This is a genomic window from Chlamydiota bacterium, assembly GCA_012729785.1.
GTDB lineage: Bacteria > Auribacterota > Tritonobacteria > UBA1439 > UBA1439 > UBA1439.
The window spans coordinates 1-23,118 of the sequence record JAAYCL010000012.1 but is presented as its reverse complement, the minus strand read 5'-3'; the positions used below and the strand labels follow the sequence as shown (position 1 = coordinate 23,118).

22 protein-coding genes, 1 tRNA gene and 1 pseudogene are annotated in these 23,118 nt (G+C 68.5%); 14 read left to right on the top strand and 10 right to left on the bottom strand.

The window, feature by feature from the left end:
* Positions 1-3 precede the first annotated feature (3 nt).
* The 8 genes from GXY35_02465 to GXY35_02430 all read left to right on the top strand — a co-directional run bounded on the left by GXY35_02465 (position 4) and on the right by GXY35_02430 (position 8,814).
* The gene (locus tag GXY35_02465; protein NLW93456.1) at positions 4-1,281 is read left to right on the top strand and encodes a M28 family peptidase; all 1,278 of its coding nucleotides are present in this window, start codon (positions 4-6) and stop codon (positions 1,279-1,281) included.
* 48 nt (positions 1,282-1,329) lie between these two features.
* Positions 1,330-3,579, top strand: coding sequence for an excinuclease ABC subunit UvrA (locus GXY35_02460; protein ID NLW93455.1), 2,250 nt, complete (start codon positions 1,330-1,332; stop codon positions 3,577-3,579).
* A gap of 135 nt (positions 3,580-3,714) precedes the next feature.
* A complete protein-coding gene (locus GXY35_02455; protein ID NLW93454.1) occupies positions 3,715-4,074 on the top strand; it encodes a hypothetical protein in 360 nt (119 codons plus the stop codon).
* Positions 4,075-4,147: 73 nt separating this feature from the next.
* Positions 4,148-5,422, top strand: a complete 1,275-nt coding sequence (locus tag GXY35_02450; GenBank protein NLW93453.1) for a M20/M25/M40 family metallo-hydrolase — start codon at positions 4,148-4,150, stop codon at positions 5,420-5,422.
* A 166-nt stretch (positions 5,423-5,588) separates the two neighbouring features.
* Positions 5,589-6,416 carry a prenyltransferase gene (locus GXY35_02445; GenBank protein ID NLW93452.1) on the top strand — a complete coding sequence of 276 codons (828 nt, stop codon included), beginning with the start codon at positions 5,589-5,591 and terminating at the stop codon, positions 6,414-6,416.
* A 22-nt stretch (positions 6,417-6,438) separates the two neighbouring features.
* Entirely contained in the window at positions 6,439-7,056 is a 618-nt protein-coding gene (locus GXY35_02440; GenBank protein NLW93451.1) for an NUDIX domain-containing protein, read from the top strand.
* A 304-nt stretch (positions 7,057-7,360) separates the two neighbouring features.
* The gene (gene cbiQ, locus GXY35_02435) at positions 7,361-8,080 is read left to right on the top strand and encodes a cobalt ECF transporter T component CbiQ (protein NLW93450.1); all 720 of its coding nucleotides are present in this window, start codon (positions 7,361-7,363) and stop codon (positions 8,078-8,080) included.
* Positions 8,077-8,814 (top strand): ABC transporter ATP-binding protein, encoded by a 738-nt coding sequence (locus GXY35_02430; protein ID NLW93449.1) that lies wholly within the window; start codon positions 8,077-8,079, stop codon positions 8,812-8,814. Before cbiQ ends, GXY35_02430 begins: the two co-directional genes overlap by 4 nt.
* A 1,025-nt stretch (positions 8,815-9,839) precedes the next feature.
* On the opposite strand, the gene GXY35_02425 is transcribed toward GXY35_02430, so the two are convergent.
* The 3 genes from GXY35_02425 to GXY35_02415 all read right to left on the bottom strand — a co-directional run bounded on the left by GXY35_02425 (position 9,840) and on the right by GXY35_02415 (position 13,637).
* Positions 9,840-11,045, bottom strand: a complete 1,206-nt coding sequence (locus GXY35_02425; GenBank protein NLW93448.1) for a hypothetical protein — start codon at positions 11,043-11,045, stop codon at positions 9,840-9,842.
* Complete coding sequence (locus tag GXY35_02420) at positions 11,042-12,289, bottom strand: acetate/propionate family kinase (GenBank protein NLW93447.1); 1,248 nt, start codon at positions 12,287-12,289, stop codon at positions 11,042-11,044. Before GXY35_02420 ends, GXY35_02425 begins: the two co-directional genes overlap by 4 nt.
* 133 nt (positions 12,290-12,422) lie before the next feature.
* Positions 12,423-13,637 (bottom strand): M20/M25/M40 family metallo-hydrolase, encoded by a 1,215-nt coding sequence (locus GXY35_02415; protein ID NLW93446.1) that lies wholly within the window; start codon positions 13,635-13,637, stop codon positions 12,423-12,425.
* Positions 13,638-13,806: 169 nt separating this feature from the next.
* Between GXY35_02415 and GXY35_02410 the strand changes: the two genes are divergently transcribed.
* From GXY35_02410 to GXY35_02395, 4 genes are all read left to right on the top strand, one after another.
* Positions 13,807-15,447, top strand: coding sequence for a sigma 54-interacting transcriptional regulator (locus tag GXY35_02410; protein ID NLW93445.1), 1,641 nt, complete (start codon positions 13,807-13,809; stop codon positions 15,445-15,447).
* A gap of 77 nt (positions 15,448-15,524) precedes the next feature.
* Positions 15,525-16,418 carry a hypothetical protein gene (locus GXY35_02405; protein ID NLW93444.1) on the top strand — a complete coding sequence of 298 codons (894 nt, stop codon included), beginning with the start codon at positions 15,525-15,527 and terminating at the stop codon, positions 16,416-16,418.
* Positions 16,419-16,474: 56 nt separating this feature from the next.
* Positions 16,475-17,110: an energy-coupling factor ABC transporter permease gene (locus tag GXY35_02400; GenBank protein NLW93443.1), complete on the top strand. Its 636-nt coding sequence runs from the start codon at positions 16,475-16,477 to the stop codon at positions 17,108-17,110.
* On the top strand, positions 17,107-17,391 hold the full coding sequence (locus GXY35_02395; protein ID NLW93442.1) for a hypothetical protein: 285 nt from the start codon (positions 17,107-17,109) through the stop codon (positions 17,389-17,391). Before GXY35_02400 ends, GXY35_02395 begins: the two co-directional genes overlap by 4 nt.
* An 85-nt stretch (positions 17,392-17,476) precedes the next feature.
* On the opposite strand, the gene GXY35_02390 is transcribed toward GXY35_02395, so the two are convergent.
* The gene (locus tag GXY35_02390) at positions 17,477-18,346 is read right to left on the bottom strand and encodes a zinc ABC transporter solute-binding protein (GenBank protein NLW93441.1); all 870 of its coding nucleotides are present in this window, start codon (positions 18,344-18,346) and stop codon (positions 17,477-17,479) included.
* Between the two features lie 442 nt (positions 18,347-18,788).
* Between GXY35_02390 and GXY35_02385 the strand changes: the two genes are divergently transcribed.
* Positions 18,789-19,427: a SagB/ThcOx family dehydrogenase gene (locus tag GXY35_02385; protein NLW93440.1), complete on the top strand. Its 639-nt coding sequence runs from the start codon at positions 18,789-18,791 to the stop codon at positions 19,425-19,427.
* 65 nt (positions 19,428-19,492) lie between these two features.
* Positions 19,493-20,524 carry a hypothetical protein gene (locus GXY35_02380; protein ID NLW93439.1) on the top strand — a complete coding sequence of 344 codons (1,032 nt, stop codon included), beginning with the start codon at positions 19,493-19,495 and terminating at the stop codon, positions 20,522-20,524.
* On the opposite strand, the gene GXY35_02375 is transcribed toward GXY35_02380, so the two are convergent.
* The 6 genes and pseudogenes from GXY35_02375 to GXY35_02350 form a co-directional block, all read right to left on the bottom strand.
* Positions 20,502-20,981 (bottom strand): ribonuclease H-like domain-containing protein, encoded by a 480-nt coding sequence (locus GXY35_02375; GenBank protein NLW93438.1) that lies wholly within the window; start codon positions 20,979-20,981, stop codon positions 20,502-20,504. The genes GXY35_02380 and GXY35_02375 overlap by 23 nt on opposite strands.
* Positions 20,982-21,054: 73 nt before the next feature.
* Positions 21,055-21,492, bottom strand: a complete 438-nt coding sequence (locus tag GXY35_02370) for a hypothetical protein (protein NLW93437.1) — start codon at positions 21,490-21,492, stop codon at positions 21,055-21,057.
* A gap of 68 nt (positions 21,493-21,560) precedes the next feature.
* Positions 21,561-21,636: transfer RNA gene (locus GXY35_02365), tRNA-Pro, on the bottom strand.
* Between the two features lie 50 nt (positions 21,637-21,686).
* Positions 21,687-21,932: a hypothetical protein gene (locus GXY35_02360; protein NLW93436.1), complete on the bottom strand. Its 246-nt coding sequence runs from the start codon at positions 21,930-21,932 to the stop codon at positions 21,687-21,689.
* A gap of 22 nt (positions 21,933-21,954) precedes the next feature.
* Positions 21,955-22,044, bottom strand: a pseudogene (locus GXY35_02355) (histone deacetylase family protein).
* Between the two features lie 295 nt (positions 22,045-22,339).
* Positions 22,340-22,942 (bottom strand): hypothetical protein, encoded by a 603-nt coding sequence (locus GXY35_02350; GenBank protein ID NLW93435.1) that lies wholly within the window; start codon positions 22,940-22,942, stop codon positions 22,340-22,342.
* Positions 22,943-23,118 lie beyond the last annotated feature (176 nt).

Here is a 23,118-nt window from a genome sequence, read left to right as displayed (position 1 = left end):
AGGATGAGCGCGCGGCGGGCGGCGGTGAAGGCGGAGCGGTACCTGAAGACGCTCTGTGGCGTGACGCCGAACAGGCGGACCGGGTCGCCGGGGAATCGGGAAGCGGTCCGGTTCTTCGCCCGGGAGGTGCGGAGATGGGGCTACCAGATCGACGCGACGCCGTTTCCCTGTATGGATCACAGGGCGGGGAAGGCCCGGCTCGCCTGCGGGGGCCGGTCGTTCAAGGTCCTGACGAGCCCCTATACACTTGGCGGTGACGTCGCCGCGGAACTCGTCGCGGTGTCGACGGACGGGGAGCTTGAGACGTGCGCGTGCCGGGGCGCGATCCTCCTGATGCGCGGCGCGCTCTGCGCCGAACAGTTGATGCCCAAGAAGTTCGTCTTCTACAACCCCGACCGCCACAAGCGGATCTACGCCCTGCTCGAGGAGAAGCGCCCGGCGGCGATCGTCGCGGCGACGGGGAGGAACCCCGATCTCGTCGGGGCGCTGTACCCGTACCCGCTCATCGAGGACGGTGATTTCGACATCCCGTCCGCCTACTGCACCGCGGCGGAGGGGAGGAGGATCGCCGCCCTCGCCGGACGGGCGTTCCGGTTGAGAATCGACGCGCGGCGCAGCCCGGCGAAGGCCTGGAACGTGGTCGCGCGGAAGAACCCGGGGGCGGCGCGCAAGATCGTCCTCTGTGCGCACATCGACGCGAAGGAGGATACGCCGGGCGCCTCCGACAACGCCGCGGGGACGGCGGTTCTGCTCCTGGTGGCGGAGATGCTGCGGGGGTACACGGGGGGGCTGGGGGTCGAGATCGTCGCCCTGAACGGCGAGGACTACTACAGCGCCGGGGGGCAGATGGACTACCTCCGGCGGTACGGGGGGGAGCTCGACCGGATCGTCGTCGCCGTCAACATCGACGACGTCGGGTACGTGAAGGGGCGCAGCGCCTACTCCCTCTACGGGTGTCCGGCCTCGATCCAGCGGGCGGCGGAGAGGGCGTTCGGGGCGTACGGGGGGATCAGACGGGGGGAGCCGTGGTACCAGGGGGACCATATGCTCTTCGTCCAGAAGGGGAGGCCCGCGATCGCGTTCACGGCGGAGAGGATGCGGGAGCTGATGCGGAAGGTGACGCACACCCCCGCGGACACGCCCCGGATCGTCGATCCCCGCAAGCTCGTCGAGGTCGCCGAGGCGCTGCAGGCGTTCGTAGACGTCGTAGCCGACAAGGTGCCGCGCGATGAGGCGCACCGTACCCGTCCCCCCTCGTCCGCGGGGCGACTAAAAGCATAACCACTTGGTGTTGAGGAAATTGCATACAACGTCTACGGAGGGGAGATGATGTCTGACCGGATCGTCGTCGCCAACGCGCGGATGCACAACCTGAAGGGGGTGTCGGTGGAGATCCCGAGAGACCAGATCGTGGTCTTCACCGGGGTCTCGGGGTCGGGCAAGTCTTCGCTGGTCTTCGACACGATCTACACCGAGGCGCAGCGGCAGCTCATCGAGACGTTTTCGTCGTTCGCCCGCGCGCGCCTCCCCAAGCTTTCCAAGCCCGACGTGGAGGAGATACGGAACATCTCCACCGCGATCGTGATCGACCAGAAGCGGATGGGGACGACGCTCCGCAGCACGGTGGGGACCGCGACCGAGCTCTACACCTACCTCCGCCTCCTCTTCTCGCGCTGCGGGAAGCCGTTCATCGGCCCCTCCTTCGTCTTCGGCTTCAACCACCCTGCGGGGATGTGTCCCGACTGCACCGGGCTCGGCAAACGGATACGGATCGACCCGGACCTTCTGCTCGACAGGGAGAAGTCCATCCGGGAGGGGGCGATCGTCCACCCCGACTACAAGGTGGGGGCGTGGAACTGGCGCGAGATGGTCGCGATCGGCCTCTTCGACGTGGACAAGAAGCTGAAGGATTTCTCCGAAAACGAACTCCGCGACCTGCTGTACGCGGAGGCGATCCCGGTCGAGAAGCGGCACGGCGCCGGGACGTACACGAAGAACTACCAGGGGGTCGTCAGGAAGCTCGAACGCCTGCACATCAACAAGGCCAAGGAGCAGCTCTCCGCGGCGCGCCGGAACGCGTACGAGAAATACTTCGTCTACTCGGCGTGCGACGCCTGCGGCGGGTCGCGCATCAACGAGAAGGCGCGTTCCGTGAAACTCAACGGCAGAACGATCCCGGAGCTGGTGAATCTCGAGCTCTCCGACCTCGGCGCATTCCTCGGGACGATCGAGGGGGACGTCGCGAGACCGATCGTCCGGAAGATGCAGCAGATGCTCTCCTACATGGTGGAGATCGACGTGGGGTACCTGTCGCTCAACCGCGCCGTGGCCACCCTCTCGGGCGGGGAGAGCCAGCGGGTGAAGATGGCGCGCCAGCTCGGCTGCGACCTCGTGGAGCTGATGTACATCCTCGACGAGCCGTCGATCGGACTCCACCCGAAGGATATCGACGCCATGGTCCGGATGCTTCGGCGGCTGCGTGACAAGGGGAACAGCGTCCTCGTCGTCGAGCACGACCCGACCGTGATCCGGTGCGCCGACCACGCGATCGACATCGGCCCCGGCGCGGGGCGCGGCGGCGGGGAGGTGGTGTACGCCGGGGGGGTCGAGGGGCTCCTGCAGTCGGCGGGGATCACGGGGGAGTATCTGCGGCGGCGGGCGGCGGGCGGCGGGGCGCGGAAGGCCTGGACCGAGGCGATCGAGATCCGCGACGCGACCCTGCACAACCTCAAGAACGTCTCGACGCGAATCCCGCGGGGCGTGCTCACGTGCGTGACCGGCGTGGCGGGCTCGGGGAAGAGCAGTCTGATCCACGGCGTCTTCCTCGATCAGCACCGCGACGCGATCTGCATCGATCAGTCGCCGGTGGGAAGATCCTCGCGGTCGAACCCCGCGACGTACATCGGCTTCTTCGACGCGGTGCGGCGGGAGTTCGCGCGCGCCACGGGCACGGACCCGTCCCTGTTCAGCTTCAACTCGCGCGGGGCGTGCCCCGTCTGCAAGGGGCTCGGCACGATCAGCGTGGAGATGAGCTTCCTCGACGAGGTGAAGATCGTCTGCGACGAATGCGAGGGGAAGCGCTACACCGACGAGGTGCTCGCCCTGCGCTGCAAGGGGAAGAGCATCCACGAGGTCCTGAAGATGACCGCCGAGGAGGCACAGGGATTCTTCGAGGAGCGCGAGATCGGGAGGAAACTTCGGATCCTGTGCGAGGTGGGGCTCGACTACCTCGAGATCGGGCAGCCGCTGAGCACGCTGTCGGGCGGCGAGGCGCAGCGCATCAAGCTGGCGGCGGAGCTGCACAAGGCCGGGAACATCTACGTGATGGACGAGCCCACGACGGGCCTGCACATGGCCGACATCGAGAAGCTGACGCGGATCGTCAGGGGCCTCGTCGACAACGAAAACACGGTGATCGTCATCGAGCACAACCTCGACGTCATCCGGCAGGCCGACTGGATCATCGACCTCGGCCCGGAGGGGGGGTCGAAGGGGGGGCGCATCGTCTGCGAGGGAACGCCGGAGGAGGTGATGCGGTGCCCCGAGAGCCACACCGGGCGGTACCTGAAGGGGGCGTGAGGCGGGTCCCCCGTCCGCGGGACGCCTTCGCGGAGGGGCCGCGCGGAGGCGGTATCCGGTGTACAATCATGCGGAAATATACTACTATGTGCAGCTCCTGACGGCCGCACAAGGCGTCGGGGAAGGGGGAATCGGATGATCAAGAAGAAAGAGGGGTACCGCGCGCCCGGCAGGAGCGGCATCAAGAGCGCGGTGGCGAAACTCATCCCGTTCGTGCCGAGGGAGATCGTCGAAAGCCTCGGCTTCACGCCGCTCTACTCCATCCACAGCGAGATCGACTGCTACGGCCTCGACCCGAAGGCCGTGGCCGAGGCGAACATCCCCGGCTACCGCAGCGGCCGCCCCGGCGCGAAGGAGTCGGTCATGCAGTTCCGCCGCGCGCTCAAGGCGCAGCTCGCGGAAAGGGCGCGGGCCGTCAGGGACGCGGCGCGGGCGAAGGAACACGCGGCCCGCGAGCGCGCGCGCGCGGCGAGGATGCGGGCCCGCGCGCGGTAGCGGCGTGCCGCCCGCGCGTTTTCGGCACGTCGGATTCCGGCGCCGCGGCGCCGGGGCAGAAAGGAGCGTACTGATGACCGTCGATAGATCCGGGGGTGCGCTGAAGAAGATCCCCTTCGAGCAGGTCCTGGAATGCGCCCGGGGCCTCATCAGGATGCAGGCGTACTCCGGCCAGGAGGAGAAGATCGTCAAGCATCTGATTCAGGCCGCCCAGAGGCTGGGATTCACGAACGCCTATTCCGACCGGATGGGGAACCTGATCGCCGAGATGGTCGTGGGGTCGGGGGAGGGCCCCAGGATCGTCCTCACCGGCCACCTCGACACCGTGAGCGCGAATCCGGCCGAGTGGGACGCGCAGACGCAGCCGTTCGCCGGGTCGGTGGTGGACGGGCGCCTCTACGGGCGCGGCGCGTCCGATATGAAGGCCTCGTTCGCCGCAATGTTCCACGCCGCCGCCTCCCTCGCGGGCCTCGCGGGGCCGTTCAACGGGCGGGTCTATGTGGTCGGCACCGTGATCGAGGAGCTCTTCGAGGGGGTCTGCTTCCTCGAGGCGCTCAAGAAGCTTCAACCCGATATCGTCGTCGTCGGCGAGACGACGGAGGGGAGGATCAATATCGGCCAGCGCGGGCGCGCCGAGATCATCTTCACCGTCTACGGCGAGCCGCAGCACGCATCCACGGGGCGGAAGGTGATAAACGCCATCGAGCAGGTCGCCTACGTCATCGACGCCTTCCACGTCTGGTACCGGTCGGAGGAAGACGAGCTGCTCGGCAGGCGCAACATCGTCCCCACGGATATCAAGATCCCGGTCGGCGGGGGCGGGGGCCTCGACGGGCGCGGCGGCAACTCGACCGTCCCCAACAGGGTCGAGCTCACCTACGACATCCGAACGCTCCCCGGCGACACCGAGGAGAGCATCCTGCTCCTCGCCAAGGAGAACATCGCCCGGGTCGTGGAGAACGGCGCCAAGCGCTACCCGCGGTTCAAGCCCCCGATGATCCAGTTTTCGTCCGAGCGGTCGGTGACGTGGACCGGCGTGGCGATCGAGGAGAAGAAGTTCGCCCCGGCCTGGAAGACCTCCCGGGAGAGCGACTGCGTCTTGAAGGCGATGGCGGGGGTCGAGAAGGCTACCGGGAAGAAGCCGCAGCTCGGCTCGTACGGTTTCTGCACGGACGGGAGCGGCGTGGTGCGCTACCGCGAACTGTTTCCGGACCGCAGCATAGAGGTGATCGGCTACGGACCCGGCGCGGAGAAGTCCGCGCACATCGTGAACGAGTCGATCGGCCTGGACGAGGTCAAGGAGATCTACGCCGGCCTGCAGGGGATCCTCCTCGCGCTGCTTGCGTAGACGTTGTATGGTACCTGCTGCGGCGCAGCCGGTTAGAGCTTTAAACGTCCCGCGTCGGCCGCGGGACGATTAAAGTCATATCATCTTGGATTGGAACTAGTTGCATACAACGTCTGCGAGGCTCTGGTTCAAGGCGGTGCGCGCGTATGCCTACCCGGCGAGTATCGTGCCCATCCTGCTCGGGGGCGTCTATGCCCGGCATGAGACCGGCTGGCTCCTCCCGGGGCATCTCCTCCTCGCCCTCGCGGCCGGGATGCTCTATCACACCGGCTGCAACCTCCTGAACGACTACTACGACTACCGCTATGGCGTGGACCGGCCCGGCGCGTTCGGCGGCAACGGGCTGCTGGTCTCCGGGATGATGACCCCGCGGCAGATCGCCCTCGGGGCGTGGGCCTCCCTCGCCGTCGGATCGCTCATCGGTTTCTACTTTGTCTGCCGGTACGGCCTGCCCGTACTCGTCATCGGTATCGCCGGTTTTCTCGGCGCCGTCTTCTACACCGCCACGCCGTACGGCCTGAAGTACCACGCGCTCGGCGAGCCGCTCGTCTTCCTCATGATGGGCGTGGGGATGGTGCTCGGCGGATTCGCGACGCAGGGCGCGGGGGTGAGCGCGCGCGCGTGCGCGGCGAGCCTGCCGGTGGCGTTCCTCGTGGCGGCGATCCTCCAGGCCAACGACACGCGCGACATCGCCGGCGACCGCGAGAGCGGCGTCACAACGCTTTCGGTCATCCTCGGGCCCCGGGGCGCGAGGATTCTCTACGTCCTCCTGCTCGCCGCGGCGTACGTCTCGCTCGCGGCGCTCGCGGCGGGGAGGATCGTGCCGCGCCTGTCGCTCCTCGCCCTGCTCAGCCTGCCGCTGGCGTGGCGAGTCTCTGCGAGATTCGCGGCGGTCCCCAACGAGAACGATGCGCGGCTCGCGTCGGCCGCGCGGGATACGGCCCTGCTCCACCTCGTCTTCGGGCTGCTGATGACGGCGGGGATCGTCTTCTGAGGGGACCGACGGGGGGGCGGCGATGGACGAGCGGACCATCATGGTGATCCGGCGGGAGGCGCTCCTCGGGGAGCGGCCGTTCCAGGGCTTCTCGTCCGCGTCGGCGTACGACTACGAGTCGCTGATACTGCGCGGGTACCGTTACGAACCCCGCGCCTGCGCGGAGGAGGACCCGTCCCTCAAACAGCCGATCGCCTACTGCATCATCGTAAACCCGCGGGAACGGACGATCCTCGCCTATAGGCGGGCGGAACGGGAGGAGGACTACGCCGAGAAGCGCCTGCGCGGGAAATGGTCGATGGGGGTCGGCGGCCACATCGACCCGGGCGACCTCGACGCGGCGAACCCCATCCGCGCGAGTATGCTCAGGGAACTCGGCGAGGAGATACGCATCGAGAAGACGGGGGAACCGCGGATACTCGGCTACATCAACGACGACGTGGACATGGTCGGGAAGGTCCACTTCGGCCTCCTCTACCGCCTCGATACGGAGGCCCGAACGGTCGAACCGGCGACACGTGAGATCGCCGAGGCGCGGATGCTTCCCGCGGAGGAGTGGCGAAAGAAGCTCGCGCGGGACGGAGCCCTCGTCGAGGGTTGGTCGCGGATCGCGTTCCCCGCGCTCCTCCCCACCCTCTGAGCCGACCTTCGCGGCCGCCTCCTCCCGTTCCTGTTAGCCGTCTGTCGCGCCGCGGCGGCGGCTTGTCGCGACCCCGCTGAAAACCGATTGCGCCTTCCGCCGCCCCCCGCGGACGCCGGGCGCGAACGGTCTGTCGGCGGATGCCCGCTTCCCCGGGGCGCTACCGTCGCGCCGGGGATCTCTATCGGCTTCCCCGGGGAAGAGAACCCGTGTTACAATGCATTGAATTGTAACACCGCTCGCGGAGCGGGGGAGGGGCGGCATCAGACACTCGTTCATCGACCGGTACGCGGACCTCGACGGCGTGCTCCAGCGCCTCGACCCACGCGTGAAGCTCATCGCGACGCTCGCCGCGGTGGTGCTTGTCGTCACCACGCCGAACGAGGCCTGGCCGTGTTTCGCCGCCTACGCATTACTCGCGGCCGCCTTCACGGCGCTGTCCCGCGTTCCCGTGCGGTTCGCCCTCTCGCGCCTGCTGGGGGCGGCGCCGTTTGTCCTCTGCGCCGCCGCCTTCATTCCGTTCACGGCGGGCGCGCGCGATCCCGCCGCGCCGTGGTATCAGCCCGGTCGGGAGGGGACACTCCTGTTCGCGGGCATGGCGGTGAAATCGTTCCTCTCCGTGCTTTTCCTCGTGCTCCTCGCGGGCACGACGCCTTTCGACCGCCTCCTCGCGGGCGCCGAGTCGATGGGCTGCCCGCGCATCATCGCGATGATCCTCTCGTTCATGTATCGCTACGCGTTTCTCGTCGTCGACGACCTGATGCGGATGGTGCGGGCGAAGCAGGCGCGCGGTCCGGAGCGGGGGGCGCGGCGCGATCTTTCGGCGCTCTCGTCGATGGTGGGGGTGCTCTTCGTGCGCTCCTATGAGCGGGCGGAGCGCGTCTACCTCGCCATGTGCGCACGGGGATTCGACGGGACGGCGATCCCGCGGAGGCCGCTCAGGCTCGCCCCGCGCGACATCGTCTCGCTCTGCGCGGCGGCGGCGTGCCTGGCGGCGGCGAGATTCTCGGGAGGCCTGCGGTGAACGCCGAACCCGCGATCCGCATCCGCGATCTCAGCTTCGTGTACCCCGACGGGGTTCCGGGCCTTCGCGGGGTATCGCTCGACGTCGCTTCGGGGGAGACGATCGGCATCGTCGGCCCCAACGGCGCCGGCAAGAGCACGCTCCTGCTCCACCTCAACGGCCTTTTGCGGGGGACGGGGTCGGTCAGGGTGGCGGGGATCGAGGTGCGCGCCGGAAGCCTCCGCGAGGTCAGGAGGGCGGTGGGGCTCGTCTTCCAGGATCCCGAGGATCAACTCTTCATGCCGACGGTCTACGACGACGTGGCGTTCGGCCCGCTCAACATGCGCCGCCCTGCACACGAGATGGAGGTATGCGTCCGCAGGGCCCTCGCCCTCGTCGGGATGACCGGATTCGAGAAGCGGAGCGCGCACCATCTGAGCTTCGGGGAGAAGAAGCGCGTCGCGCTCGCGACGGTGCTCGCCTGCGACCCCCCCATCATCGCCTTCGACGAGCCGACCAGCAACCTCGACCCCGCCGCGCGCGAGGAGTTCATCCGGGCGCTCACGGCGCTGTCGGGGACGAAGATCATCGCCACGCACGACCTCGAGATGGTCCTCGAGGTCTGCGGAAGGGCGGTGGTGTTGCGCGACGGATCGGTCGTCGCGGACGGCCCGGCGCGGGCGCTGCTTGCGGACCGGGGCCTGATGGAACGGCACGGGTTGCGCGTGCCGTTGAGCCTGCAGGCGCGCCGGTGACAACCGTGTTTCCCGCATCCGGAATTCTATCGAGGCCTGCCGGCGCTTTTCCTATACTGTCACATGCGCCGGGGAACGCGACGATGCCGGGATTCGGATGCCGCTGCGCGCGCCGCGGCGCATGCGGGGGCGCAGCGCTGAACAGGGCGCCGACCGCGGGCCGCGCCCCGCGAGGCGGGGCGTCGTGCGGACGGTTCGACGGGCGCAACGGCGCACCCTGCGCAGGCGGAACGTGCGCGCCTGCGTAGCCGGGCCTCCTGGCGCGCGAACGCGGAAAGGCGGATCGAGATGCGGGGGTACCTGGAATGCCAGCCCTGCCTGCTCAGGCAGGCCCTCGAGGTCGCGCGGATCGTCAGCGACGACGAGGCGGTGCACTCCCGCGTGCTCAAGCGCATCCTGCGCGTGCTGTCCAGGGTGGATTTCCGCCTCCCGCCGCCGGCGATCGCCTACCAGGTCTACCGCGTCATCGGGAAAGTCACCCGCTGTCCGGACCCGTACCTCCAGATCAAGGAACGCAGCGACGCGACGGCGCTGGAGTGCCTCGCCTGGGCGCGCGAGACGATCGGGCGTTCGAAAAGCCCGCTCGGCACCGCCTTGAAACTGGCCGCGGCGGCGAACGTGGTCGATTTCGGGGTGGGGGTCAAATTCGACCTGAAGGAGTCGCTCCGGCACGTCCTCGAGAAGGGACTCCAGCTCGACGAGAGCGCCACGTTCATCGAGGCGCTCTCGCGCGCGAAGACCCTCCTCTACCTCGGAGACAACGCCGGGGAGATTGTCTTCGACAAGCTGCTGCTCGAGACGATCGCAACGCGCCACCCCTCCCTCAAAAAGATCTTCGCCGTGCGAGGGGGGCCGATCATCAACGACGTCACGCGGCGCGACGCGGAGCGGGTGGGGATGGGCCAGGTCGCCGAGGTGGTATCCACCGGCTCCTCCGCCCCCGGGGTTTTCCTCCCTCGTTGCTCTCGAACGTTCCGCCGCGTCTTCAGCGAAGCCGATCTCGTGCTCGCGAAGGGGCAAGGAAACTACGAGTCGCTGAGCGACGACGGCGGCGGAAAGACGTTCTTTCTCCTTCGCGCGAAGTGCGGGGTGATGGCCCGCGACCTGGACGTCGAGATCGGCGATTTCGTCCTTACGCGCGCCGCCGTCAGGCGCGACTGAAATGCCGCCTCCCGCGCGGGGAGCGCCGCGACCGCCTGCGCCGCGACCAGCGCCTCCACCGTATCCCGCATGCATTCAATCGCGACCGCCTCCTCCCCCGCACGGGGCATGGCCCGCACCAGCCGTCCGCGAAGCCAGGGGCCGAGGAACCGCATCGAGGATGCGTAGCGGCCCGAGAAGACGATCGCGTCGACCCCTCCCATCGCCGCCGCGCCCGCCCCGCAGGCGAGGAGCAGGCGATACGCCAGCACCCGCCGGGCCCGCGCACCGTTCCGTGTCGCCGGATCGAAAATCCCGGCGATCGTGACCGGTTCCCCGGTCAGGCCGAGGAGCCCGCTCTCGCGCGAGAGGACCTGATTGATTTTCTCATGGCCCCACCCGTTGGCCCGCGCGAGCTCGATCACGATGCGCGGGTCGATCTCTCCGCAGGTGGTATCGCCGGGGATGCCCTCGAGGGGGGAGGAGCCACCGCTGGTCATCACGGGGCGGCACCCCACCGCGGCCGCGACCTCCGGCGTCGGCTCGAGGCATACCGAGAGGCTCCGGCAGGCCGATTGGAGGCCGCGCGCGCGTCTCCGCGCCGCGGCGTGGGCGCACGCCGCTTCATGGAGTATGCCGTGGAAGCCGCGGCGGCGTGCCGCCAGTCCCTCGGTGCAGGCGGCGTTAAGGGCGCAGGCGTTCTCCCTGAACGGCAGGTCGGCGAAGAAGGAGGTTTCAAAAACCAGGACCATGGGGACGCCGGCGAATACCGCGGCGCGGGCCCGGAGGAGGGCAAGCAGGGGGGGGAGGTGAAGCGGGGCGGAGGAGACGAGCCCCTCGATCGCGCGCATCGTGCCCGGCCGGACGCACACGGCGTTCCGGAACAGGTCGCCGCCCTGCACGACGCGGCAGCCGATCAGGTCGGGACCGGCGCCCGCCGTCTCCGCGCTGACGGCGGTCCTCACGGCGAGAAGCGCCGCCTCGCCCGGATCGCCGCGCACGGCGCCGCGCGCCACGGGGACCCGCAGGGGCGGGCGGAAGAGGGTGTAGCCGAGGACGGCCGGCGCGGGATTCAGCACGAGGATATTCACGGTCGGTCCCCTTCCATGCGATGGTCCGATGGGTGCGCGTTCGGGTTCGCGCACAGGCATCCGTACACCGCCTTCGCGATCGCGCGCTCCTCATTTGTATGGATGACGAGCACGCGCACCGCGCTGTCGTCTGCAGCAACGTCGGCGGGGAGCGGGCCAGGGGCCTCGTTGCGAGACGGGTCGAGGGACAGCCCGAACGCCTCCAGCCCCGCGCACGCGGCCTCGCGAACGGCCGGGACCCCTTCGCCGACCGAGTCGGTGAAGATGAGGGCGGCGACGGGCGCGGCAGCGGTGAGGTATGCGCCGAGGTACCTGCGAATCCGCCAGAGGTAGAGCTGCGCGGTGACCTCGATGCGCGAGCACCGCCCCTCGTTGCCTTTTGCCCGTGCGAATATGTCGCGGATGTCCGAGGAGAAGCCGGACATGCCGAGCACCCCGCTATGGCCGTGGAGGATGTTCTCCACGGCGGCGCTGTCCTCCCGCTCGCGGGCGAGGAGCCGGAGCGTGACGGCGGGGTCGAGATCCCCGCATCGGGTGCTCATCACAAGGCCCGGGAGGGGCGAGTATCCCATTGTGGTGTCGATCGATTTTCCCCCCTTGACCGCGCAGAGGCTCCCCCCGCCGCTCCCCAGGTGGCAGCTCACGGCGTTGAGCGCGGTCCGCGGGCGGCCGAGGAATTCGGCGGCCTCGCCCGTGACGAACCCGTGGCTTATCCCGTGGAAGCCGTATTTCCGAATCGCGAGCCGGTCGCGCAGGGCGGCCGGGAGGGCGTAGGTCCGCGCGAATTCGGGGATCGTGGCGTGGAACGCCGTGTCAAAGACGGCTACCTGGGGAAGGGCGGGAAAACGCTCCGCGCATGCCGCGATGAGCGCGAGCGTCGGGGGATTGTGGAGCGGCGCGAGATCGCCCAGGGAATCGAGCTCCGCCATCGTCCGCCGGTCCAGTCGCACCGGGCGCGTGAAGCGTGCACCCCCGTGGACGATGCGGTGCCCGACGGCATCGGCGTGCAGGCGCGGATCGGCCGAGAGGAGATCCATGACGCGGGCGAAGGCGGAGGCATGGTCGGGCAGGGGGACCGTTCGCCGAACCGTCCCGGTTCCACACCGATGCACGATCGAGGCGGGAACGGCGATCGGGGGCCCGACGCCGCGGGCCTCGCCGCCCGCGAGCTCCTCCCCCGACGGCATCGAGAGCAGCGAGTATTTCAGCGACGAGCTGCCGCAGTTCAGGGAGAGTATGCGCATGGTTCGGTTAACGGCGCAGGATACCGTGCATCCGCCGGACGAATGACGGCGGCCGGGGGCCGGGGCGGCGCCCGGCATCCCGTCGCCGGGCATTCGATCCGCTGCCCGGCGTGCGTCGCGCGACGTTCCCCTTTCAGATCTCATCCGACGTCCACCCGCAGACCGGTATCCCGATGAGGCTGTGGGCGATCACCGCCGTGCCGTAGACCGCCTTCGGAATCGCCGCGAGTTCCACATACTCGCCTGGACGGTGCGCGAGGGATTCGCGGCCCGGCCCGTAGCCGATGGTGGGGACGTCGAACTCCCCGACGAGCACGTGTCCGGCGGTGCCCATCCCGATCCTGGAAAGCTCCCACCGGCCGGGGCGGAACGGGCAGCCCGCCGCGGCGAACGACTGGCGCGCGCGGTCGATGAGCGGATGGAACGGGTCGGTGGACCATCCGTTCGTCACGTGGCGGACCACCGTGGTCTTTCCGTTGTAGAGCCGCTGCGTCTCCTCGCGCGGCGCCACATCCACGGCGACGGCTGCGGCCCGGGGCGAGACGAGGGAGAGATCGTGCGACACGCCCCGTACGACGTCCCGCGCATTCTCCAAGGGACCGAGCCGGCGGGCCATCGAGATCGTCGCCGTGCGGATCCCCCCGACGGTCTCGAAACGGGGACCCTCGACATCAAAGAGCGCCGGCGCCTCGGCTTCGCGCGCGGCATGGGCCGATTCAAAATCCCGGATGATGGCGCGGGCGGCATCGTCCACGAGAAACGGATCGATCCCCCGCACATGAATCTCCATCTCCAGGCGTCCGTCGTGGCCGTAGTAGAGCCCGAGGTTGGTCGGCTCCCCAAGGACGGCGTAGTCGGGCGATATGCCGAGGGAGGGGAGCGTTTCATCGAGCAGCGCGCGAACCCCGACGCTCAGGCCGTTCTCCTCCGCAACCGTCGCGGCCACGACAAGGTTCCCCCTGAGGGGGAGGAGGCTTCTCTTCAACAACAGCCCGCAGAATACCTGTGCGGCGAGACCGCCCTTGCAATCGGACGCGCCGACGCCGTAGAGCCGCCCGTCAGACCCCACGCCGTTCCCGGCGGAGGCGTCCGCCGTCCGCGAGACGGTGTCCATATGGCTGTTGAGGAGGAGGGTCGGCTGGCCTTCCCCGCCGTGGATGATGCCCACGACGTTCCCGTAGTCGTCGCGAATGACCCGGTCGTAGCCGATCTCCCGCATCTCCTTTTCGACGAGCTTCGCCACATGCGCCTCGGCCAGGCTCGGGCTCGGCGTCCGTACGAGCTCGCGCGCGAAATGCAGCACCGCATCCTCGATCCCTTCGTTCTTGCCTCTCAGTATGCTGTACACGGCACGCCCTCCGGTTGTCGACGCCTGTATCCGACTGCATTTCGCGTGCCGCGGGAGAATGCAGATGCAACATCTTCCGGCACAGCCGGATCCACACGACCGCGATGATGCGCTAAATGAAATGATATGGCATAATGCACTAGATCTATTCCAAAATGAAGGAGTACCGATGAAATCATCAGATCTCAAGCTTGCGGAGCTAGTGAACTTCACGGACGGGATGCTGAGTCTCAAGGGCCGCAGGCTCGTGATGCATGACATCCATGCCTTCGCGCAATTCCGGAAGGACCTGGTGGATATGACCGGACCGGACGACGCGCGGAGGATACTCACCCGTTTCGGCTATTTCTGGGGGCAGGCGGACGCCGCGGCGATGAAACGGATCTTCAGGTGGGACACAGTCGCGGAGTGGCTCAAGGGGGGCGCCCGTCTCCAGACCATTCAGGGCGTTGCGCGGGCGGTCGTCAAATCGCTCCGGACGGACGCGAGCGACGGCCGCTTCGCCATGGAGATCGTCTGGCACAATTCGGCGGAGGCGGAGGAGCACATGATCGGGATAGGAAAGGCCGACCACCCGGTCTGCTGGATGCTGACGGGCTATGCGAGCGGCTATGCGTCGTTTTGCCTGGGAACGGATATCTACTTCATCGAGGAGAGATGCCGCGCGAAGGGGGATCGTGTGTGCAGCGCGATCGGCCGCGACAAGGCGTCCTGGGGCGACGCCCTCGCGGCGGTGCTCCCATTCTTCAGCGCAGAGGATATCCGGGGCAAGGTGACGGCGCTTACGGAGGAACTGAAAAGAAAATCCGGCGAACTCGATCGCCTGCGGTCAAGGATCGGGGCGATGGAGGGCGCCGCAGCGCCGCTGTTTGTGGAGGTGCGGAGCGAGGCGTTCCGGCGGGTGCTGGACCTCGCCCAGCGGGTCGGCCCCTTCGACGCTTCGATCCTGATCACGGGGGAGACCGGCACCGGGAAGGAGGTGCTCGCGCGGTACCTCCACCGGCTCTCCCCCCGGCGCAAGGGGCCTTTCACGGCGGTGAACTGCGGGGCGCTCCCGGAGACGCTGCTGGAGAGCGAGCTGTTCGGGCACGCGGCGGGGGCGTTCACAGGGGCCGTCGGGAACCGCGCGGGCCTCTTCGAACAGGCGGGGGGCGGCACGGTCTTCCTGGACGAGATCGGCGATATCTCTCCGGCGATGCAGCTCAAGCTGCTCCGGGTGCTCCAGGAGCGGGAAATCATGCGTGTCGGAGAGAGCGTTCCGAGGACGATCGACGTGCGCATCATCTCCGCCACCAACCGGGACCTGGCCGCGGCGCTCCGCGAGGGGAGATTCAGGGAGGACCTCTACTACCGTCTCCGCGTCATCGAGATCGAGATCCCCCCCCTCAGGGCGCGCCGGGAGGATATCCTCCCGCTGGCGCGGCACTTTGTCGGGCGGTTCGCAAAACGGCTCGAGATTCCTGGTCTTCGCCTGGATGCGGCGACGCTCGACTTCCTGCTCGATTACCCGTGGCCCGGCAACGTGCGGGAACTCGAGAACGCGATCGAGCGCGCGGCGGTGCTCTCCCGAGACGGACTGATCCTTCCCGCGCATCTCCCGCCGCGCGTGGTCCACGGGGGGGCCGCGGGGGAGGGGAATCCGCTCGGGCGCACGCTCGCCGCGGCGGAGCGGGACCACATCCGCGCGGTGCTGAAGTCGCTCGGGGGGAACAGAACCCGGGCGGCGCGCGCGCTGGGGATCAGCGCCTCGACGCTCTGGCGGAAGCTCGGGCGCGCGGGGACGGGGGAGGATCCCGCCGGGCGAAAATAGTTGTTGACGCAGAAGCGCGCGGTGTTACAATTCACAAAATTGTGCTACCCATCTCTGATGGCGACGTGGAGGGACGCATGAGACTGTATCGTATCGGCGCGGTCGCAGCGGGGGCCGTGATGGCGATGGCGGCGGTTGTCGCGGCGCAGTCGATCGGTGACACGGAGCCGCGGGCGCTCGAGATCGAGAAGACGGCCGCGGAGGCCGAGGAACCGGAGGAGCAGCTCTTCTGGCTGAACAGCATCCCGCCGCTCCGGCACGCGGACCGCGCCCTCGACGCGCTGGACGAGATATCGCCGCTCAAGTTCGGCGCCGAGTCGCAGTTCGTGAGCGACTGGCTCGACGAGGGGGCCAACGGCGCCAAGCACGGACTCCAGATCCTCCAGACGTACTTCGCCGAGTACTCGAAGGAGGTCGGCGAATTCACGCTCGGGGCCGGGTTCTCCTATTTCCAGGCGGACACGACCGGCAGGCACGAGGGAAGCAAGACGCTCGAGCGGGATTTTACGGTCTACGCGCCCCTCACATGGAAGCGGTTCACCGTGGCCCCGTTCTGGAACTATCTCTACTACGACGAGGACCCTGATTCCGGGGAGATCGGCGCCGAGTTCACGGTGGATATGCCGTTGAACCCCTCCTTCGCGTGGAACTACGACTACCGGGAGCTCAAGGGGAGCTACTGCGAGTGGGGTGTTTCGCAGGACTTCCGCCTTCCGTGGAGGGGGGAAACCGTCGCCGTCCTCACGCCGTCGATGGCGATGGGGCTCGACCTGCACAAGGGCATCGAGGCGAACCACCTCACGCACCTCGACTGGGGGTTCGATCTCGGCGTTCCGCTGATGCGGCACTTCGTGGCGACCGGCATGCTGCACTTCACCAAGAGTCTCTGCAGGACCCAGGATGAGGACGGGCGGCGCGTCTACGAGAATATCCTCCCCTGGGCGGGTCTCAAGCTCACGATGGAGTTCTGACACGGCTTCAACCGGACCACGGATAGGTTCGGTGGGGCGCTCGCAAGGAGGTGCGGATGCACATACCCGATGGTTTCCTGGCCGCGCCGGTCTGGGCGCCGCTCTGGGCGGCGGCCGCGGCGGGCCTGGCGGGGTGCGTGAGGTCGGTGCAGCGTTCCCTTTCCGATCGGGCGGTCCCGCTCATGGGCGTGATGGCCGCGTTCATCTTCGCCGCGCAGATGCTGAACTTTCCCGTGGCGGGAGGGACCTCGGGCCACCTGCTGGGAGGGGTGCTCGCCGCGGTGCTGCTGGGGCCGTGGGCGGGCGCGCTGGTGATCGCGGTCGTGCTTGTCGTCCAGTGCCTCCTCTTCCAGGACGGCGGGCTCACCGCCCTCGGCGCGAACATCGTGAACATGTCGTTCGTCGGGTCCGCGTGCGGGTATTGGATCTATGCCGCGGTGCGGACGGCGACGTCGGGAAAGACGCTCGTCGCGGCAGCGGCCGCCGCATGGTGCTCGGTGGTGTTGGCGAGCGCGGCGTGCGCGGTGGAGCTCGCCCTCTCGGGCACCGTGCCGCTGCGCACGGCGCTTCCCGCGATGGTCGCGGTGCACGCGCTCATCGGGGTCGGCGAGGCGGCGATCACGTGCCTCGTGGTGGCCAGCGTCCTGAAGGTCAGGCCGGACCTTGTGCCGGGGAAAGCGGGGTGCGCGTGAAGGCGCGGGAGATCCTCATCGGTCTGTCGGCGGCGCTGCTGCTCGCGCTCGTCCTTTCGCCGTTCGCGTCGTCGTCGCCCGACGGGCTCGAGAAGGTCGCGGAGCGGCAAGGGTTCCTCGCCAAGGGGGAGGGGGAGCCGGCGCTGAAGGCGCCCGTGCCGGACTACGCCTGGCCGGGGGTGGCCGACGAGGGGCGCGCGACGCGCATCGCCGGGGTCGTCGGCACGCTTGTCACGTTTGCGGCCGCGTGGGGCGTCGCCGCGCTCATCCGCCGCGTGTAACCACCGATGGGGTCAGGTCCTTATTTATTAGATTAGACCCGCCGCCGCTACACTAATAAATAAGGGCCTGACCCCAAGGGAGGGATCAGGACCCGCGGCCGCGGCGGTTGCGGGAGCGGCGCGTGGCCTGCTGGAGGGCGCTGCGGAGCGACTTCAGATTCTCCTCCATGATCTGGAGGTACGCGTCGGGGTGGTCGGGCCCGCCCGAGAGCGGATCGATGACGCATACCGGACGGCGCGTCTCGCGGGCGATCCGGCGCGCCTCCTCCTCCCGGAGGCGGAGATCCACGAGCACCAGGCGGGCGTTCGTCTGCTTCACGACGGCGATCGCCTCGTCCGGCGATGCCGCGGTCACCACCTCGAGCCGCGCTTCGCGCGCGAAGCGCGCCGATGCCCCGTCGAGCGCGACGACCCGCAGCTTTCTGAACGGATCGAAGGCGCCCTTCATCCTGTCGCGCAGCGCTTCGAGGCGGGCCACATAGCGCTCGGCGTTGAGCGCGTACCCCTCCCGTCGCGGCCGGTCGAACTTTTTCAGCACGGCGCGCAGCCGCCGCACCTCCTTGATCGTGTCGGAGACGCTCATCCAGATCCAGGGCAGGCGCTCCTCCTCCTTGCCCGGCCGCGCGACCTTTTCCGCCAGCTCGATGATCGCGAGGTTCGGGAAGCGGATCGCCGTCTCGTCGAGGAACAGCTCCAGCCCCGCGCCGTGCGCGACGAGCGCATCCGCGCGGGCGAGGATTGAAGCCGCCGCGGGCGGGGCACCGTGGCGCTGCGCGAGGGCGCCGGGGGGCAGGCAGGACACCTCGACGCCCGGGATCTCCCATGCGACGTTCAGGACGGTCAGGTAGACCGGGTACGACGTCGCCACGAAGCGAAGCGTCGGCGCCGGCTGGGCGTGCAGGAGGCCGCCGGAGAGGGCGACAGCGAGCGGCGCGAAGAGAAGGCGCGTCTTCATCGAAGCCGGTGTCCTTTCAGGTCAATATGCAGAGCAGGGAACCCCCCACCTGGCGACGGCTCTTTATACCACGTCCTGCCGCGCGCGCAAGGGAAAATCCCGTCCGGGGTTTCCCCGGTTTCCCGAGAGACGATGCAGCGCGCGGGACAGTTCGAAAAAGCGGGGGATACACGAGTGCCGCCCTATGAACACGGCTGCCGCCCTTCGCCGCCGTTTCCCGCGTGCCGAAAAATCCTTCGCGCCTGAAAACAGGTCCCAAAAACGCGTCTAAGGCCCTTTTTCGGGCCCTTATTGGTCCTATCATGCTGCCCTCCAAATGGATATCGTGGTCCTCCCCCGATACCCCGCTGGACATCGATCCGGGGGGGGGATACACTATGGGTTCACGGCGCGGCCGGGTGCGGCGGCCCGGCCAAAGGACGATGGAAGGGAGGCGGCGATGATGAGAATCTTCGGAACTGCGATCTGCGTGCTCTGGGCGGCCGCGACGGCAGCGCAGGAGATGCCCGCGGCGCCGGCGCTCCCCGCCCCGCAGAAGGACGGCGGGAAGCCGCTGATGCAGGCGCTCGCGCTCAGGAGATCCGGGCGCTCGTTCAAGGAGAAGAAGCTGGCCCCCCAGACGCTCTCGAACCTCCTCTGGGCCGCACGCGGCGTCAACCGGCCGGAGTCGGGCAAACTGACCGCCCCCACGGCGAAGAACTGGCAGGAGATCGATCTCTACGCCGCGACCGCCGAGGGGCTCTACCGCTACGACGCGAAGGCCCACCGTCTCGAGCCGGTATTCGCGGGCGACATCCGCGCCGCGACGGGGCAGCAGCCGTTCGTGAAGACGGCGCCGGTCTGTCTCGTCTACGTCGCCGATCATGCCAGGATGGACGGGGCGCCGGCCTCGACGCGCGATTTCTACTCAACCGTGGACACCGGATTCATCAGCCAGAACGTCTACCTGTTCTGCGCCTCCGAGGGGCTCGCCACCGTGGTGCTCGGCTACGTGGACAAGCCGGCACTCGAGAAGACGATGCGCCTCCGCCCCGACCAGAAGGTGATCCTCTCTCAGCCGGTCGGGTACCCGAAGGACTGAGGGCGCCAAGAGATGAGGCTCCAGGCCCTGTGGACCAGTCAGCACCTATCGGACTCATGAGAGCCATGCAGCAGGCGCAGGGCCCGTTGCGGGAGTCTCTTCTCGGCCGGATACGCGACGAGATCGGGCGGCGCGAGCGTTTCGCCGTCTTCTCGCACGAGGAGCCGGACGGGGACGCCATCGGCTCGCAGATCGCCCTCACGCTCGCCCTCCGGAAGCTCGGGAAGACGGTGGTTTCGTTCCGCTACGACGGGGTGCCCCCGGCGCTCGAGTTCCTCAACCGAAACGGGGCGTTGACGCCGTCGCGCCCCGGGAAGGACGAGGAGGCGGTGCGGGACGCGGAGGCGGTCGTCGTGCTGGACTCGTGCGACTACTTCCGTCTCGGCGACATGGCGGAGGCGGTTAAGGCGTGCGGGGCGTTCAAGATCAACATCGACCACCACCGGGACAACTCCTTTTTCGGCGACATAAACTACGTGCGTTTCGAGGCGGGGGGGGCCGCGGAGCTGGTCTTCGAGGTGGTGCGGGCGCTCGGTGTGCCGGTCGAGGGGGCCGTCGCCGAGGGCCTCTACGTGGGCATCTCCACCGACACGCTCGGGTTCAAGTACATCGACCCGTCGGGCAACACCCTGCGGGTCGTCGGCGAACTTCTCAAGGGCGGGCTCGACGTCGAGGCGCTTCAGGAGAAGCTCTACTATCTGCGGCCCGATACCTGGCTCGACGACATGGCGGCGCTTCTCCGGCGGACGGCGTACGAGGACGGCGGCGCCATCGCCTGGTTCTCGATCCCCGCGAGCCGGATCCTCACCTACGCCCAGCGGGACCTGGCCTCCGAGACGATGCACCTGCTTTTAAGCATGCGGCGGGTGCAGGCGGTCGGGATGCTGCACGAGGGCAGGGCGGGGGTGGAGATCTGGCTGCGCTCGAAGGCCGGGGTGGACGTGGGCGCCGCGGCGAAACGCCTCGGCGGGGGAGGGCACCGGACCGCCGCGGGCGCGCTCGTCAAGGGGATGGGAGTCGGCGAGGCGGCGCGGAGGGTCACGGGGGAGATGCGTGCCGCGATCCGCGGCGACGTCACGCCCCGAGCGCGCTCCTGAGCGCCCGGAGGTTCATCACATCCTCCCGGTTGTATTCGAGCAGCGTGTCGAGGGACCTCCGGCACCCGCCGTCCCGGTAGCGGCGCCAGAGCTCGATGGCGACCAGCCCGTTCACCTCCGTGAGCTTCCGGGGGATGCCGAGGAGCCGTTCCACCTTCTTCATCCCCCCGTACAGGTTCCGGGCGTGGCAGGCATGCATCAGATCCACGTGCCTAGAGAGAGGCACGAGATCCACGCCGAGCTTGGCTCGTATGTAGGGAAGGTCGAAACGCCCGCCGTTGAAGGTGTAGAGGGTGGGCCGCCGGGCGAAGTGCCGGAGCAGGTTGTCCGGGTTCAGCTCCTCGCCGAAGAGCTGGACGAAGAGCCCCTCCTCGTCGACGTAGAGACCGAGCACGCTCAGCTCGCCCTCGTCCGGCTCCAAACTCGTCGTCTCGATGTCAAGGTAGATGGTGGTCATTGCGCCGTCGCAGTTTCGTGTGCGCGGCGGGGGACGCCCCGCCCGCCGCCCCCGCGGGCGCTCAACGGGGAACCTACTCCTTCACCCGCTCGCAGAGGATCAACGTGTACCCCGGCTCGGCGTCGAACGTCTTCGCCCGCTCGACGGCGGTGTCGCGGACCTTCAGCGTGAGGAGATCGGCGGTGACCAGGAGTATCCCCTCGTTTTTCGGGTACCCGTCGAAGACGAAGTCGATCTCCTGGGGGGTGCGGGACGGGTCCGCAACGAAGGTGCCGGTGTAGGCGTGCTCCCCGTCCCGGATACGGACCGTGTTCCCCTCGAAGGTCCAACTCTTCCCCGTGACGGGCAGGCCCTGGTTCTGTATCTCCTGCCAACTTCCCACTAGTCCGGCGGCCGGCACAAACGCCTCCGCCGGCGGAGGGGCGGGGGGGGCCGCGACGGGGCGCGGCCGGGCGCACGAGGCACACACGACGATCGTGCACAGGGCGGTCACGCAGAGCGATCTTTTCATCGATTCCATCCCTCCAATTGTCGCATCGTTTCGAGAAGCCATGGACGAGCAGCGGTCCACCGAGAAGGTGGTCGGGGCGCCGGGATTCGAACCCGGGACCTTCTGGTCCCAAACCAGACGCGCTACCGGCTGCGCCACGCCCCGCCGACCAGGCAAGTATAGCCGGTCACGCGCTCCGGGGGAAGCCCCGCGCGTCACTGCGCCCCGCCTCGCCGAGACTCCCGTTCGCGTTCCCTGCGCGCCCGGTCCCTCTGCTTCTCCACCATCTCGTAATAGTCCGCCTTCTGCGTGGGGGTGAGTTTTCGCCAGTTCTGCTCGGCGTAGTCCATGAACGGGCGCTCCTCCTTCCGGATGATCCTCCGCTCGCAGCCGAGGGACGCGGCGCAGGCGAGCGCGCCGCACACGAGCGCGGCGACCCTGACGATAGGCGTGATGTGCATGGGACCCCTCCTTGCGCTGCGCTCACGAGATGAGCGCCCGCACGTGCTCCGCCGCCGATTCGCCGACGGCGTCGATGTCGTAGCCGCCCTCCAGAACCGAGACGAGCCGCCCCGCCACGGTGTCCCCGTCGAGCACCACCGGGGCGCGCCGGCTCGCCTCGCGCACCCGGGCGACGTGGAGGTCGTCGTGGATCCGCCTAACGCACCCGGGCGGGGCGGGGGAGGGCTCGATGCGGAGGAGTCGTTCCATCAGGCCCGCCTGTCCGAGGGCGCGAACGACGGCGCGAAGCCGCGCCGCGGTTTCTGGAATGCCGGGCCCCGGGTCGTGGGCGAGGCATCGGTCGCCATAGACCAGGCCTGTCGGGCGCGCCTTCATTCGACGGAGCGAGTCTTTGCCCCGGGCGTCCTCAACGCGGCGCCGTGTCGGCGGCGAGCTTGTGCGCCGCCTGCGCGAGCATCGTGTCACGGACCTTGTCGAGCGCGGTGTCGGTCGTCATGAACAGGGCGATGTTCCGCCCCCTGGCCTCCCAGAGCAGGTTCGCGTCGGGCAGCCCCTTGATCGTCATGGTGATCTCGACCACGCCGAGCGTTTTCCAGAAGAGGTAGTTCTGGAGATAGAACGAAACCTCGGCCTGGAGTATCGCGTCGGCCCCCGTCAGGGCGCCGAGTTCCAGGAGCTCCTTGCGGGTGAGGGCGACCTTCCCTTTCAGGTTCAACCGCTCGAGCGCCTCGTTTACCGCCGCCTGCGGCACGATCGGAACGTTCGTCCTGGCGGCGAGGGAGGCGGCGATCTGCGCGTCGAAGGTGTCCTCGGGCACGATGCGCGGCTTCCGCTTGGTCCATGCCCACATCTTGTACCGGTCGGCGACGGTCTGATTGTTCGCCACCACCGCGACCCGGCTGATCCGTCTGCCGCGGTCGAAACGGCTGTAGTTCACGCGGGAGTGGCCCGCGCACCCTGCCGAGGCGGCGGCGAGCGCCGCGACGGCGACCAGCACTGTTCTCTTCATTCCCGCGCTCCCTTCATCCGGGGTGGTGATGCCGGCGACGCGCACCATACTAGTACAGGCCCCCCGCGGGTGTCAAGGCAGGCGGGCGGCGGCGTATACTGTTTGATGCAAATTTGGCGTAACGGTCCCTGTGGAAGGAGGCATGAGGAGGGCGAGACAGGGGGCAAAGAAAAAGG

Coding starts and splice junctions, on each gene's coding strand:
- GXY35_02465 (NLW93456.1), top strand. CDS start 4: ATGAGCGCGCGGCGGGCGGCGGTGAAGGCGGAGCGGTACCTGAAGACG.
- GXY35_02460 (NLW93455.1), top strand. CDS start 1,330: ATGTCTGACCGGATCGTCGTCGCCAACGCGCGGATGCACAACCTGAAG.
- GXY35_02455 (NLW93454.1), top strand. CDS start 3,715: ATGATCAAGAAGAAAGAGGGGTACCGCGCGCCCGGCAGGAGCGGCATC.
- GXY35_02450 (NLW93453.1), top strand. CDS start 4,148: ATGACCGTCGATAGATCCGGGGGTGCGCTGAAGAAGATCCCCTTCGAG.
- GXY35_02440 (NLW93451.1), top strand. CDS start 6,439: ATGGACGAGCGGACCATCATGGTGATCCGGCGGGAGGCGCTCCTCGGG.
- GXY35_02420 (NLW93447.1), bottom strand. CDS start 12,289: ATGCGCATACTCTCCCTGAACTGCGGCAGCTCGTCGCTGAAATACTCG.
- GXY35_02410 (NLW93445.1), top strand. CDS start 13,807: ATGAAATCATCAGATCTCAAGCTTGCGGAGCTAGTGAACTTCACGGAC.
- GXY35_02405 (NLW93444.1), top strand. CDS start 15,525: ATGAGACTGTATCGTATCGGCGCGGTCGCAGCGGGGGCCGTGATGGCG.
- GXY35_02400 (NLW93443.1), top strand. CDS start 16,475: ATGCACATACCCGATGGTTTCCTGGCCGCGCCGGTCTGGGCGCCGCTC.
- GXY35_02390 (NLW93441.1), bottom strand. CDS start 18,346: ATGAAGACGCGCCTTCTCTTCGCGCCGCTCGCTGTCGCCCTCTCCGGC.
- GXY35_02385 (NLW93440.1), top strand. CDS start 18,789: ATGAGAATCTTCGGAACTGCGATCTGCGTGCTCTGGGCGGCCGCGACG.
- GXY35_02380 (NLW93439.1), top strand. CDS start 19,493: ATGCAGCAGGCGCAGGGCCCGTTGCGGGAGTCTCTTCTCGGCCGGATA.
- GXY35_02375 (NLW93438.1), bottom strand. CDS start 20,981: ATGACCACCATCTACCTTGACATCGAGACGACGAGTTTGGAGCCGGAC.
- GXY35_02370 (NLW93437.1), bottom strand. CDS start 21,492: ATGAAAAGATCGCTCTGCGTGACCGCCCTGTGCACGATCGTCGTGTGT.
- GXY35_02360 (NLW93436.1), bottom strand. CDS start 21,932: ATGCACATCACGCCTATCGTCAGGGTCGCCGCGCTCGTGTGCGGCGCG.
- GXY35_02350 (NLW93435.1), bottom strand. CDS start 22,942: ATGAAGAGAACAGTGCTGGTCGCCGTCGCGGCGCTCGCCGCCGCCTCG.